Origin of the sequence: Komagataeibacter saccharivorans, from assembly GCF_003207825.1 — a bacterium.
Taxonomy (GTDB): Bacteria; Pseudomonadota; Alphaproteobacteria; order Acetobacterales; family Acetobacteraceae; genus Komagataeibacter; species Komagataeibacter saccharivorans.
In genome coordinates this window covers 140,677-154,260 of the sequence record NZ_NKTY01000005.1, presented here as the reverse complement: position 1 = coordinate 154,260, position 13,584 = coordinate 140,677, and the positions used below count along the sequence as shown (strand labels likewise).

14 protein-coding genes are annotated in these 13,584 nt (G+C 64.1%); 12 read left to right on the top strand and 2 right to left on the bottom strand.

Annotation, left to right across the window (positions count from 1 at the left end; all coding sequences use genetic code 11):
• The first annotated feature begins 4 nt into the window (after nt 1-4).
• Nucleotides 5-862, top strand: a complete 858-nt coding sequence (locus tag CFR79_RS05320) for a squalene/phytoene synthase family protein (RefSeq protein WP_110547150.1) — start codon at nt 5-7, stop codon at nt 860-862.
• A 44-nt stretch (nt 863-906) separates the two neighbouring features.
• Here CFR79_RS05320 and CFR79_RS05315 read toward each other — a convergent pair whose 3' ends face one another.
• Entirely contained in the window at nt 907-1,782 is an 876-nt protein-coding gene (locus CFR79_RS05315; RefSeq protein WP_110547149.1) for an NAD(P)-dependent oxidoreductase, read from the bottom strand.
• A 192-nt stretch (nt 1,783-1,974) separates the two neighbouring features.
• On the opposite strand from CFR79_RS05315, the gene CFR79_RS05310 reads away from it, so the two are divergent.
• Both CFR79_RS05310 and CFR79_RS05300 read left to right on the top strand, forming a co-directional pair.
• Nucleotides 1,975-2,928: a bifunctional enoyl-CoA hydratase/phosphate acetyltransferase gene (locus tag CFR79_RS05310; RefSeq protein WP_102324603.1), complete on the top strand. Its 954-nt coding sequence runs from the start codon at nt 1,975-1,977 to the stop codon at nt 2,926-2,928.
• Between the two features lie 364 nt (nt 2,929-3,292).
• Nucleotides 3,293-4,789 (top strand): malate:quinone oxidoreductase, encoded by a 1,497-nt coding sequence (locus tag CFR79_RS05300; RefSeq protein WP_102324602.1) that lies wholly within the window; start codon nt 3,293-3,295, stop codon nt 4,787-4,789.
• Nucleotides 4,790-4,829: 40 nt separating this feature from the next.
• On the opposite strand, the gene CFR79_RS05295 is transcribed toward CFR79_RS05300, so the two are convergent.
• Entirely contained in the window at nt 4,830-5,438 is a 609-nt protein-coding gene (locus CFR79_RS05295) for a LabA-like NYN domain-containing protein (protein ID WP_102324601.1), read from the bottom strand.
• 194 nt (nt 5,439-5,632) lie between these two features.
• Here CFR79_RS05295 and folK point away from each other — a divergent pair, with 194 nt between their 5' ends.
• The 9 genes from folK (at nt 5,633) to frr (ending at nt 13,524) form a co-directional block, all read left to right on the top strand.
• Nucleotides 5,633-6,172 carry a 2-amino-4-hydroxy-6-hydroxymethyldihydropteridine diphosphokinase gene (gene folK / locus CFR79_RS05290; protein WP_110547148.1) on the top strand — a complete coding sequence of 180 codons (540 nt, stop codon included), beginning with the start codon at nt 5,633-5,635 and terminating at the stop codon, nt 6,170-6,172.
• 81 nt (nt 6,173-6,253) lie between these two features.
• Nucleotides 6,254-6,646 (top strand): DNA-directed RNA polymerase subunit omega, encoded by a 393-nt coding sequence (gene rpoZ, locus CFR79_RS05285; RefSeq protein ID WP_102324599.1) that lies wholly within the window; start codon nt 6,254-6,256, stop codon nt 6,644-6,646.
• 60 nt (nt 6,647-6,706) lie between these two features.
• Nucleotides 6,707-8,992 (top strand): RelA/SpoT family protein, encoded by a 2,286-nt coding sequence (locus CFR79_RS05280; protein WP_110547147.1) that lies wholly within the window; start codon nt 6,707-6,709, stop codon nt 8,990-8,992.
• 3 nt (nt 8,993-8,995) lie between these two features.
• Nucleotides 8,996-9,409, top strand: a complete 414-nt coding sequence (acpS, locus tag CFR79_RS05275; protein WP_102324597.1) for a holo-ACP synthase — start codon at nt 8,996-8,998, stop codon at nt 9,407-9,409.
• A 125-nt stretch (nt 9,410-9,534) separates the two neighbouring features.
• Complete coding sequence (gene lepB, locus CFR79_RS05270; RefSeq protein WP_102324596.1) at nt 9,535-10,341, top strand: signal peptidase I; 807 nt, start codon at nt 9,535-9,537, stop codon at nt 10,339-10,341.
• A gap of 1 nt (nt 10,342) precedes the next feature.
• Entirely contained in the window at nt 10,343-11,116 is a 774-nt protein-coding gene (gene rnc, locus CFR79_RS05265; protein ID WP_102324595.1) for a ribonuclease III, read from the top strand.
• Nucleotides 11,116-12,030 carry a GTPase Era gene (era, locus tag CFR79_RS05260; RefSeq protein WP_102324594.1) on the top strand — a complete coding sequence of 305 codons (915 nt, stop codon included), beginning with the start codon at nt 11,116-11,118 and terminating at the stop codon, nt 12,028-12,030. Before rnc ends, era begins: the two co-directional genes overlap by 1 nt.
• 117 nt (nt 12,031-12,147) lie before the next feature.
• Nucleotides 12,148-12,888, top strand: a complete 741-nt coding sequence (pyrH, locus tag CFR79_RS05255; RefSeq protein WP_102324593.1) for a UMP kinase — start codon at nt 12,148-12,150, stop codon at nt 12,886-12,888.
• A gap of 69 nt (nt 12,889-12,957) precedes the next feature.
• Complete coding sequence (gene frr, locus CFR79_RS05250) at nt 12,958-13,524, top strand: ribosome recycling factor (RefSeq protein ID WP_102324592.1); 567 nt, start codon at nt 12,958-12,960, stop codon at nt 13,522-13,524.
• Nucleotides 13,525-13,584 lie beyond the last annotated feature (60 nt).

Below are 13,584 nucleotides of genomic sequence, written 5' to 3'. Positions count from 1 at the left end.
CGCCATGACCGGCCAGATGGATGCACCCCAATCCGGGGAAGTGGCCTTTTCCACCATGCAGGCCGCGCGTCAGGTCGACCCGGACCGTTTCTTCTGTTCGCTGTTCCTGCCCCCTGCCGCCCGTATCGCAGCCCTGACGCTGATTACCTTCAACCATGAATGTATCCGGGCGGTGGGTACATCGGCTTCATGGTCGGTCGCCGGTCCCATGGCGGGGCTGATCCGCCTGCAATGGTGGCGTGACGTGCTGGAAAGCGGCAACGCGCAGCGCCATGACACGGCACGCGCCGTCCTTGACCTGCTGGCGCGTGGGGCCGTGCGGCGTGAAACGCTGGATGGCATCATTACAGCACGGGAATGTGAACTCGATGGCCTGCCGGACAGGCCGACATGGCAGGCCAGCATGCTGGACGGCGCGGGCGGCGTGCAGGTCGCCATGGCCGAAGCCGCTGGCGTGACCGATGCGGAACAACTGGCGCGCATCCGGCTGATGGGCGGGATTTATGGCGTGGGCGCGCTGGTGCGCTACCTGCCTGTCGTGCTGCACGGCGGGCGCTGCCCCCTGCCGGATGATATGCTGGCCGAAACCGGCCTGACCCGTGATGGCCTGCGCACCGGGCAGGCGACAGCCACCCAGATCGCCACCCTGCGCGATGGACTGCGCCAGCAGGGGCGGGACTGGCTGGCGATGGTGCGCGGCGAGGGCGCGCGCCTGCCGCGTGCCGCCATGTCGGCTGGACTGCCTGCCATACTGGGCCTGCGCGACATGCGTCCCCATGCCATTCGGGGCGAAGGCACGCAGCCGCGCGGTCTGGGTGACAGGCTGGCCGTCATGCGCGCCCTGCTGCGCCGCCGAATATAGGAACCCACGCCTGAGTATTTTCCCGGCAGGCATGGGGCAGGCGGTCAGGGCGTGTTGGTCACCAGGCTTTCCATGACAGCGAACAGGGCGGAATAATCCTCGTTCGGGTGGCGACGGCGGGTGAGTGACAGGCTCTGCGTTGCGGCGGCCATCGCTGGCAGCGGGGCGGTCTGCCGGGCCGCATCGGTCATGAGCAGGCGCATGTCCTTCTGCATGAGGCGCGTGGGGAACTGCGGGCTGAAATCCCCTTCCTTCGCAGCTTTCAGCTTGCGCTTGTGGTGGGGGGAGATGACCGGCACCGCATCCAGCGCATCGAACAGCATGCTCCGGTCAAGTCCTGCGGCCAGACCATAGGTCACCCCCTCCGCCACGACGGCGAGTGTCGCGCCCATGATGCCGTTGATGACCAGTTTCAGCTTCGACCCGCTGCCCGCCGGGCCGGCATGGATGGTCAGGCGGCCTATGGCATCGAAAACCGGCTGCGCGCGCGCGATTTCGTCCGCCGTGCCACCTGCGAGGATGACGAGATTGCCCGATTCCGCTTCCGGCGTGCTGCCCGCCACCGGGGCGTCGATGACGGCGATGTTGCGCGTCGCACATTCCTGCGCCAGCGCGACGGAGGTTTCCGGTGCGACCGTGCTGGTATTGATCAGCAGGCCACCGGCCTTCAGCCCGGCCAGTGCGCCATCGGGGCCGTGCAGGGCGCTGGCAAGTGCTTCATCATCAGGCACGCAGGCGATCAGGATATCGGCTTCCTGCGCCAGTGCGCGCGGCGTGGGCACAAAGCGCGTGCTGCCGTCTCCGCCCTTGCCCGACGGGGTATAGGCGGCGATCCGGTATCCTGCCTTCACCAGATTTGCGCCCATGCGGGAGGCCATGGCGCCGAATCCGACAAAACCGATCAGGGGAGCGGTGGACATGCGTGTTCTCCTTGGTTTGAATGCACACGGTCCGGTTGTGGGGGACCTGCGCCAGAGTGACGCCCAGCATGCATGAGGTCACGCAGGGATGTCACGCGGGGCAGGGGCCTCGCATAAAGATGATGGCAGGGAAGGCCGGGGGGCTGTGGCATCAGGACCAACGGCCAGTCCGTAACCGGAAAAAGAATAGAGATGATGCGGTCCCTGCGTTTTTTTGACGATCTTGCCCAGACCATAGCCAGCCATCCCCCCATGCAACTGGGCGTGGTCTATCCATGCAGCGTGCCGGCGTTGCAGGCCGCGGCTGGCATCGCGGCGCGTGGTCTGGCCGTGCCGACGCTGATCGGTCCGGCGGCGTTGATCCGCCAGATGGCCGCAACCTCCGGGATCGACCTGACCGCGTGCCATATTGCCGATGTCGCAACGCCGGAGGACGCAGCCCGCCATGGCGTGCAGATGGCCCATGGGGGCAAGGTGGCGGCCCTGATGAAAGGCTCGCTCCACTCCCGCATCTTCCTGCATGAACTCGGCCATCACGAAGGGGGGCTGCGCACCACCCGCCGCATGAGCCATGTGTATGTAATCGACGCCCCGCAGGCCCCGCGCGTGCTGCTGGTTACGGATGGGGCGGTGAACATCGCCCCCGAAATCGATATGCGGCGTGATATCGTCCAGAACAGCATCGACCTTGCCCGCATGCTGGGGCTGGACCAGCCGAAGGTCGCGCTGCTCTCGGCAGTGGAAATGGTCAACCCGGCGCTGCCTTCTACGCTGGACGCGGCGATCCTGTGCAAGATGGCCGAACGCGGGCAGATCACCGGCGGCATCCTTGACGGGCCGCTGGCCTTCGATAACGCCATCAGTCCCGAAGCCGCCGCATGCAAGGGCGTGGTGTCCCCCGTGGCGGGGCTTGCGGATATTCTGGTCGCCCCGGATCTGGAGGCAGGCAATATCCTGGCCAAGCAGATGACATTCATCGGGCAGGCACAGGCCGCAGGCATCGTGATGGGCATGCGTGTGCCCGTCATCCTGACCAGCCGGGCCGACCCGGTACCCGTGCGCATGCTGTCGTGTCTGGTGGCCGCCGTCATGATCCGCCACGGCTATGGCGGGAATCCGGTGGCCAGCATGGATCAATGCGGATGACGCTGCGATGTGATGTGTGTAAGGAGGGGCGGCCCGCTCGCGCGATAGTGTCCATGGGGCCGGGGCCTGCCTTCAGGGCGGCAGGCGCGGTTGCGCGTCCCTGCGTCCGCCGTGGGGCGATGCGATGGACCGGGTTCCTCGCGCAGAGATGATGCCCCGCCTCGTCCCACATGGTGGCAAGGAAAGGGCTGACAGAAATGACGACGGCGACACTCCGGCCGGTATGGGCACCCCATGCGCGCCACCGCCGCCGTCAGACATGAACGTATGAAACAGGCCGGGTTCCCCGCGCCGCCGGGTGGCTGCCCGGTCCAGCCGATGAACAGCCACGCAGCGGGTTTCCGATGCCGATCCGGAGAAAGCCATGACCTCGAATCCCTCATCCTCCGCTTCCACCTATGATGTGGTCCTGATTGGCGGCGGGATCATGAGTGCAACACTGGGCGCGCTGCTGCGGCAGCTTGAGCCCAACCTGTCCATTGCCCTGTTCGGACGGCTCGATGATGTGGCGCTGGAAAGTTCCAATGCGTGGAACAACGCGGGCACGGGTCATTCCGCCCTGTGCGAACTGAACTACACGCCGCTCCGCCCGGACGGGAATGTGGATATTTCCAAGGCGGTCGCGGTCAACGAAGCCTTCCAGATCTCGCGTCAGTTCTGGTCCTATCTTGTGGAAACGGGACAGATCGCCTCCCCGCGCGATTTCCTCAACCCCATCGCGCATATGAGCTTCGTCTGGGGGCCGGAAAACGTGGATTTCCTGCGCAGGCGGCATGCGGCGTTGCAGGATCATCCGTTATTCGAAGGCATGTCCTTCTCGACCGATGAGGCGCAGCTTGCCCAGTGGATGCCGCTGGTCATGCAGGACCGCGCGCCGGGCCAGCCGCTTGCCGCCACATGGCACCCGGCGGGAACGGACGTGAATTTCGGTGCGCTGACACGCCGCCTGATCCAGCTTCTGCAGGGCAAGCCCGGCTTTGAACTCAACCTCGCCCATGAAGTCGAGGACCTGAAGCCCGCAGGCAACAATGAATGGGATGTATCGGTCCGCGCCATGCATGGTGGGGCGGAGCGCAAGGTGCGCGCGAAGTTCGTGTTCATTGGTGCGGGTGGTGGCGCGCTGCCGCTTCTGCAGAAAAGTGGCATACCCGAAGCGCACGGCATTGGCGGTTTCCCGGTCAGCGGGCAGTTCCTGCGCTGCACCAATCCCGATGTCGTCGCCCGCCATCATGCCAAGGTGTACGGCAAGGCGTCGGTTGGTGCGCCCCCGATGTCGGTGCCGCATCTCGATACCCGCGTGATCGATGGACAGCGCGGGCTGCTGTTCGGGCCGTATGCCGGGTTCTCGACCAAGTTCCTGAAGTCGGGATCGTGGCTGGATCTGCCGCGCTCGATTCGCATGGACAATATCGGGGCCATGATGGCGGTCGCCCGCGACAACATGGCGCTGACAAAATACCTGATCCAGCAGGTTCTCCAGTCCAATGAGGACCGGATGAAGGCGCTGCGTGATTTCGTCCCCACCGCCCGCAAGGAAGACTGGGAACTGATTACCGCGGGCCAGCGCGTGCAGGTCATCAAGAAAGATGCGACACGCGGCGGCGTGCTTCAGTTCGGGACGGAGGTCGTGACCGGTGCCGGCGGGTCCGTGGCGGCCCTGCTGGGGGCATCCCCCGGCGCATCCACGGCGGCCCCCATCATGCTGACGGTGCTGCAGCGCTGCTTCGCCAGCCGCATGCCGCAGTGGGATGCCCGCCTGCGTGAGATCGTGCCGTCCTTCGGCACGCGACTGGGGCAGGATGCGCAGATGTGCGCGCAGGTGCGTGAGCGCACCCGTAAGGTATTGCAGTTACAGGGCTGAAGGCAGGTTCCCCGCCCGGCTGTCCGGGCGGGGATGGCCGTTATTCGTCGTCGTTTTCGCTCATCTGGTCCGCCGGGTGGCGAACGGGCGGCGCAGGCGCGCGCTGGGGCCGGTTTTCAATCTGGCGACGCATGAAATGGGTGGCGATATCCGCCAGTTCGATGAACTGGTCGGCCTGACGGCGCAGTTCGTCACCAATCAGCGGCGGCGTGGTCTTGATCGATCCGACCACGGTGGCCCGCACGCCCTGACGCTGCACGGCTTCCAGCACGCGGCGGAAATCGGAATCCCCGCTGAACAGCACCGCATGGTCGATATGCGGGGCCATTTCCATCATGTCCACCGTCAGTTCGACATCCATGTTGCCGCGCACCCGGCGGCGGCCGTTATGGTCGATGAATTCCCGCGCGTTCTTGGTCACCAGCGTATAGCCGTTATAGACCAGCCAGTCCGTCAGGGGCTTCAGCGGAGAATATTCTTCGGTGTCCAGTACGGCGGAATAGTAATAGGCGCGCAGGACGTTTGATTTCGAGCGGAAAAACTGCAGCAGCTTGCGATAGTCGACTTCAAATCCAAGGTTGCGGGATGCGGAATACAGGCTGGTGCCATCTATGAAGAGGCAGAGCCGATCCTGTGGTTGAAAAAACATTTACGGTCAGTCCCTGAAACAAGAAAGTGGAGATGTCGCGGTCACGTTAAATTTCGTTATGGGTATGTATTCGGGCATCGAAGTGAAAGTTGTCGGACATAATGATTCATGGTGTATGAAGCCGGTTGCCTTCCAGAAGTTTCCTGTGGGGGGAATTACTAACCGACCGTGAACGCCCGGAATACAGTTTTCATATGACAATGCTGCAACCTCCTGCTTCCCTTACGGATATCGTGATTGCGGTGGGCGCGAACCTGCCGCGCGAAAGTGGTGAAACTGCGGCTGCCACCTGCCTGTGGGCGGTGGACGAACTGGGGCGCATTCCCGGCCTGTCGGTCGTGGCGGTGTCGCGCTGGTATGAAAGCGCGCCCGTGCCACCATCGGGCCAGCCACCTTATGTTAATGGCATCGTGCGGCTGTCGGGCCGGATCGATCCTGCTGGCCTGCTGGCCCGTCTGCATGAAATCGAGGCCCGCGCCGGGCGCAGGCGTACGGTGGTCAATGCCGCCCGGCCGCTTGATCTTGATATCATTTCCATGGGCGATCTGGTGCGCGCCAGTCCTGACCCCGTTATACCACACCCGCGCGCGACGCAGCGGGCCTTCGTCGTGCTGCCGCTGCGCGATGTCATGCCCGACTGGCGCGATCCGGTTACGGGGCAGGGGCTTGACGCCTTCCTGCCCGGCGTGGCGGATCAGGACATCGCCGTGATGAAGGCCACGCCCGCCGACTGAATGCTTGCATCAGGACAGGGGTGGGGCTAGTAAGGTAAATTCTGATCCACGTAACCAATTAATAACCGGAGTTCAGGCCTGATGGCACGCGTCACTGTCGAGGACTGCGTTGAGCGGGTTCCCAATCGTTTTGAACTGGTGCTGCTGGCTGCCCAGCGTGCGCGCGCCCTGTCCCGGGGCGAGGAAATGACGGTTGACCGCGATAACGACAAGAACCCCGTCGTCGCCCTGCGCGAAATTGCTGACCAGACCGTCGGTCTGGACCAGATCCGCAGCGACCTCGTCCGCTCCCTGGCCCGCGCGCCCGAGCCGGAGCCTGCCGATGAGGAAGTGGTCGACCTGATCCCGACCGAACAGAACATCTTCGGCCTGCAGGATGTCTCGGCCGAGGAAGAGGCCCGCAATTCCGGCGGCATGACGGCTGAAGAACTTGAAGCCTCTGTCGAGGCGGCCCTGAGCGGACGGGGCCGGTAACATCTGGCGAAAGGGTGGAAGGTGACTGACCCGGTCAGATCGGAAACGACATCTTCTTCCATGCCTGTGCCTGCCACAGGTGGAGTGACCGAGGGTGCGGTGGCCCTGCCTGCCGTGCAGGGCGAAGGGGAGCGGGTCATCTCGTGCGAGGGGCTGATCCGCCGCATCCACGCTTATGACCCGTCGGCCGATGCGGACCTGATCCGGCGGGCCTTCGCGGTGGCGCAGGCCGCCCATGCCGGGCAGGCGCGCGACAACGGTGATCCCTACATCACCCACCCGCTGGCCGTCGCCAACATACTGGCGGGCTTCCACCTCGATACCGCATCCATCATTACAGCCCTGCTGCATGACACCATCGAGGATACGGGTGTCACCCAGCAGGAACTGCGCGACAAATTCGGCAATACGGTTGCCGAACTGGTTGATGGCGTCACCAAGCTGACGCGGCTGGAGCTTCAGTCCGACCGGACCAAGCAGGCCGAGAATTTCCGCAAGCTCGTGCTTGCGATGTCGCGCGATATCCGCGTGCTGCTGGTCAAGCTGGCGGACCGCCTGCACAACATGCGCACGCTGCATTACGTGCAGCGTCTGGACCGCAGGCAGCGCATCGCGCGCGAAACCATGGAAATCTACGCCCCCCTTGCCGGTCGTATCGGCATGGACAAGGTGAAGGGCGAACTCCAGAACCTGTCTTTCGCGGCACTTGAGCCGGAAGCGATGGCGACCATCCGCGCCCGCCTCAATTACCTGCGCGGGCAGGGTGCTGACGTTATCGAGGAAATCCGCCGCGAACTTCTGGCCCTGTGCGCCGATGCCGGGGTGGAAGGCGTGGATGTGACCGGGCGCGAAAAGACGCCCTATTCCATCTGGGAAAAGATGCAGCGGCGCAATGTCGCGTTCGAGCAGCTTTCCGACATCATGGCGTTCCGCATCATCGTTCCATCGCGGGAAGCCTGCTATATCGCGCTTGGGGCGGTGCATGGCGCCTATCCGGTCATTGCCGGGCGCTTCAAGGACTATATTTCCACCCCCAAGGCCAATGGTTACCAGAGCCTGCATACCGGGGTGACGCTGCGCCATCCGCGCAACCAGAAGATCGAGGTGCAGATCCGCACGGCGGAAATGCACGACGTGGCCGAAAACGGCGTGGCCTCGCACTGGCTGTACAAACAGTTGCCCGATGCGGGCGCCAATGGCGCGGCCAGGGGTGTCGTGTCCGGGCTGCGCTGGGTGCAGGACCTGCTGGACATTCTGGAAGATTCGGCAGCCCCCGACGAGTTCCTCGAGAACACGAAGCTCGAACTCTATCAGGATCAGGTTTTCTGCTTTACCCCCAAGGGGCAGCTCATTCCCCTGCCGCGTGGGGCGACGCCGGTCGATTTCGCCTATGCCGTGCATAGCCAGGTTGGCGATGCGTGTGTGGGTGCGCGCATAAACGGGCGGCTCATGCCGCTGCGCCATGAACTGCAGAACGGCGATCAGGTCGAGATCATGACCGCGCGCGGCGGCACGCCTTCGCCGTCGTGGGAACGCTTTGTCGTTACCGGCAAGGCGCGGGCGCGTATCCGCCGTCATGTCGCCCTGCAGCAGCGTGAAGCCCATCTGGAAAGTGGCCGCGTAGCGCTGGCCAAGGCGTTCCGGCAGGAAGGGGTGGACGGATCGGAAAAGGTGCTGGACAGCCTGCTCAAGGACCTGCGCCTGCAGACCGTGGCCGACCTGTATGTGGCCGTGGGCAATGGCAACCAGTCCGCGCGGGAAGTGGTGCAGCTTGCCTATCCCGAACTGCGCCGCGCCCCGCGTGCGCCGCGTATGGTGCCGGGCCTGTCCATGCGTTCCTCCGCCGGGGCGTCCGGTGGTGCCGCAGGGCGGCGCAGACCGGCAGCGGGCATGGCGCTGGCGGGCGTGGGTGCGGGTATGGCGGTGCATTTCGCCGGATGCTGCCATCCGCTGCCCGGCGACCGGATCGTGGGGATCGTCTCGACCGGCAAGGGGATCACGGTGCATACGCTGGGGTGCCAGACGCTGGAAACCTTTGCCGCAACGCCTGAACGCTTCATGGACCTCGACTGGGATTACGACCTGATCGCCCGCAATGCGACCGGGCACCATACCGGGCGGCTGAGCGTGGTGACGGCCAATGAACCGGCCATGCTGGCGACACTGACCAATATCGCCACCAAGCATGAAGGCATCATGGCCAACCTGCGTATCGTCAACCGTCAGCTTGAATTCATGGAAATCCTTGCTGATATCGAAGTGCGCGACCTGCGGCACCTGACCGCCATCATGGTGGGGCTGCGTTCCGCCAAGGGCGTGGTTCAGGTTGAACGGGCAAGGGGTTAGGTCATGCTGATCGGCATAGGCTCCGACCTGTGCGATGTCAGGCGGATCGAGACGGTACTGGCGCGTCATGATGGCAGGTTCCTGAAACGGGTCTTCACGGACCGGGAACAGGCAGCGGCGGAGCGCAGGCAGGGAACCGCCCGACTGGGTACCTATGCCAAGCGCTGGGCGGCGAAGGAAGCCTGTGCGAAGGCGCTGGGTACGGGGTTCGCGCAGGGCGTGTTCCATCACGACATGGGGGTCGAAAACCTGCCCGGTGGCCAGCCTGTCATGCGGCTGACCGGCGGTGCGCTGGCGCGGCTGGAAACGCTGCTGCCTGCCGGACATGCCGCGCGGATTTTCCTGACGATGACGGACGAGCATCCCTACGCCTTCGCGCAGGTCATGATCATGGCGGAAAAGGCCGCTGCGGACTGATCCCATTCCCTTCCGCAAGGGCAATGCTTGACACGGCGGGGGTGCGTGGGCTTGATCCGCACGTTATTCGTCCGGCGGTCCGTGCCCGGTCGATACCAGATCCGGATTAAAGAGCGCTTATGCCAATGGACGATAACAAGACATTTTCTTCCTCTCCCAAGGCCGGGACATCGCGCCGCGAGGGCGGTCTGCTTGAACTGCTGCGCACCATCGTCATTGCCGGGGTGCTGGCCATCAGTGTGCGTACCGTACTGTTCGAGCCGTTCAATATCCCCTCCGCCTCCATGATCCCGACGCTACAGGTGGGCGATTATGTGTGGGTGGCAAAATACAGCTACGGCTATTCCCGCTTTTCTCTGCCCGGTTCGCCAAACCTGTTCGAAGGCCGGATATTCAACAGCCTGCCCCATCGTGGTGACGTGGCCGTGTTCCGGTTCACCAAGGATACGTCCATTGATTACATCAAGCGCATTGTCGGCCTGCCCGGCGATGTGATCCAGATGCGTATGGGCAGGCTTTACCTCAACGGTCAGGAAGTCCCGCGTGAGCCGGAAGGCGAATATGTGGCGATCGATGAACACCGCACCCACATGGAGGGGGATCGCTACCGCGAGATCCTGCCCGGTAGTGGCGGCCATGGGCCGGTTGCGCATGACATCCTGAAACTGACGGATGAGGGCGGCAAGAACGACACGCCCGAATATGTCGTGCCGCCGGGCTATTTCTTCGCCATGGGCGACAACCGCGATGATAGCGCCGACAGCCGCTTCATGGGGGACGAGCCGCAGGATCTGGGCTTCGTGCCCATGGAAAATCTGGTCGGGCAGGCGAAATGGATATTCATGTCTGTCGATGGCGCGCATCCGTTCTGGCAGTTCTGGTACTGGCCTGCTGAAATCCGGTGGAACAGGCTGTTCATGGGGGTTCGCTGATATGCAGGCCGCAGGTGTGCCCGCAGCCGAAATCAAACGGCTGGAAGGGTGTCTTGGCTATCATTTCACCCGGCCCGAACTGTTGCTGCGCGCCCTGACGCACCGCTCCGCCGCGCATGAGCGCAATGGCGGCAGGCGCGCGCGTCAGGGCACGGCGCAGCGTGGGGCCGGGTCCAACGAGCGGCTGGAATTCATAGGCGACCGCGTGCTGGGCCTGCTTATGGCGGAATGGCTGCTCGAACGCTTTCCCGATGAGCAGGAAGGCGCGCTTGGCCCCCGGCACGCGCATCTGGTTTCGCGCACGGTGCTGGCCCGGATTGCGCAGGATATGGGGCTTCATTCCGCGCTGGACGTAGCCGAGCACGAGGCGCGTGCCGGGGTGCGCCAGACCGCCAATGTGCTGGCGGATGCGGTGGAAGCCATCCTTGGCGCCATTTATCTGGATGGCGGGCTGGACCCCGCGCGTGGCTTCGTGCGGCGGGTATGGAATGAATCCATCGTGGCGCAGGCCAGGCCGCCCAAGGACCCCAAGACCGCATTGCAGGAATGGGTGCTGGCGCGCGCGCTGCCTTTGCCGCAGTACCGCGTTGTATCATCGGATGGCCCATCGCATGCGCCGCGTTTCGTCATTGCGGTGGACGCACAGGGAAAAACCGGGCAGGGCGTAGCCGGAAGCAAGCGCGCGGCCGAAAGCGACGCCGCATCCGACCTGCTGCGCCAGCTTGGCGCGGACAGGCAGGCCAACGCCTCCACGCACCGTAAAGGGCACGAATAATGACTGGGCTGGATCAGGACAACACGACACGCTGCGGGTTCGTGGCCATTGTGGGGGCGCCCAACGCGGGCAAGTCCACATTGCTCAACCGCATGGCGGGGACCAAGCTGTCCATCGTCAGCCCCAAGGCGCAGACGACGCGCTTTCGGGTGCTGGGCATCCTCATGCGCCAGCAGACGCAGATGCTGCTGGTTGACACGCCGGGCATCTTCCAGCCGAAGCGCAAGCTCGACCGTGCCATGGTCGCTGCCGCGTGGACGGGTTCGGAAGATGCGGACATCACCATGCTGATCGTCGATGCGCGCGCGGGCATGACCGATGCGCTGCGTGCCATCGCCACCCGCCTTGCGGAACAGAAGCGCAGGCTGTGGCTGGTGCTGAACAAGACCGATCTGGTGCGGCGCGACGCGCTGCTGCCGCTGACGGCGGAACTGTCCGCCATCCTGCCGGTGGAGCATGTGTTCATGGTCAGCGCCCGCTCAGGCGAAGGGGTGGACGACCTTATGGACCGTCTGGCGACCGAACTGCCCCTCGGCCCCTATCTCTACCCCGAAGATGACCTGACCGACCTGCCTGACCGCCTGCTCGCGGCCGAACTGGTGCGTGAGCAGATATTCCTGCAGACGCATGAGGAAGTGCCGTATTCCGCCACTGCCGAGACCGAAGGGTTTGAAGAACGGCCCGATGGCTCGGTCCGCATCGATGTCACCATCTACGTGGCGCGGGCGTCGCACAAGGCGATCCTGATTGGCGAGCGCGGCAGCCGGATTCGCGCCATAGGCGAAAAGGCGCGGCGCGAACTGGGCCGCCTGCTGGGGCGCACATGCCATCTTTTCCTGAATGTGAAGGAACGCGCCGGATGGGATGAGGAGCGCGCCCGCCTGCGCGCCATCGGCCTGGATGACGCATCCTGAATCCTTAAAAGAGGGGCATCATCGGCTTGTGGGGGGGGGCTTCCCTCTATATGACAGGGCATGGCCGGGTGGCCTGCCCGTTCCTTGCCCTGTTTGCCTGATCTGTTCCGAGGACCAATGACCCAGCCCGTCAAACCCCACGTTCCCCCCTACAAGCGCGTCCTTCTGAAGGTATCGGGGGAGGCCCTGATGGGCAGCGGGTCGTACGGGGTCGATCCGGCGACGGTTGATGGCATCGCGGCAGATGTCGCAGCGGTCGCCAGCACGGGTATCGAGGTCTGTCTGGTCATTGGCGGCGGGAACATCTTTCGTGGCATGGCCGCAGCAGCCCGTGGCATGGACCGCGCCCAGGGCGATTACGCCGGGATGCTGGCCACCGTCATCAATGCGCTGCTCATGCAGAATTCGCTCGAACGCCACGGCGTGCCCACGCGCGTCATGACCGCCATCCACATGTCCTCCATTGCCGAACCCTATATCCGCCGCCGCGCGGTCAGGCACATGGAAAAGGGCCGCGTGGTCATTTTCGCCGCCGGCACCGGCAACCCGTTCTTCACGACCGATACGGGGGCTGCGCTGCGTGCGGCGGAAATGGAATGTGACGCCCTGTTCAAGGGTACGCAGGTTGACGGCGTCTATTCAGACGATCCGCGCAAGAACCCTGACGCGCAGCGTTATGATACCCTGACCTACCGTGACGTGCTGGCCAATGACCTCAATGTCATGGATGCGGCGGCCATCAGCCTTGCGCGTGAAAACCGGCTGCCTATCGTGGTATTCAACATTCACGAACCTGATGCCTTTTCCCGCGTCATGCGGGGCGAGGGACGTTTCACCACCATCGTGACGGCGGACTGAAGCAGGACCATCCCTGTTTGCGCATGGGCTGTCATGCCCGGTGGATAGAGAATTAGAAGGAGGGCCACAGTGTCTGTCGATCAGAAAACTTTGCTGGCGGATCTGACCCGCCGTATGGACGGCGCGATTGAAAGCCTGCGTCGTGATTTCGCGGGCCTGCGTTCTGGCCGTGCCAGTCCGGCGCTGCTGGAACCGGTGCGCGTTGAAGCCTATGGCGGCGAAGTGCCGCTGACGCAGGTCGGCTCCATCGCCGTGCCGGAAGCGCGCATGCTGACGGTGCAGGTATGGGATCGCACGCTGGTTGGCGCGGTTGAACGCGCCATCCGCGATGCCGGTCTGGGCCTGAACCCGGCGGCTGATGGCCAGACGGTGCGCGTGCCCATTCCCCAGCTTACGGAAGAACGCCGTAACGAACTGGCCCGCGCCGCCGGCAAATATGCTGAAAATGGCAAGATCGCCGTACGTGGCGTCCGTCGTGACGGCATGGACCAGAGCAAGAAGCTGGAAAAGAGCGGCGACATCAGCGAAGACGACGTGAAGGTCTGGTCGGATGCGATCCAGAAGCTGACCGATCAGTACGTCAAGCGTGTTGACGAACTGCTGAGTGAAAAAGAACGCGAGATCAAGCAGGTCTGATCGATTCGTGCGCGCAGCATCCGCCCCGTTTTTCCCCGTGCGTGACTGAGGAGGACGACC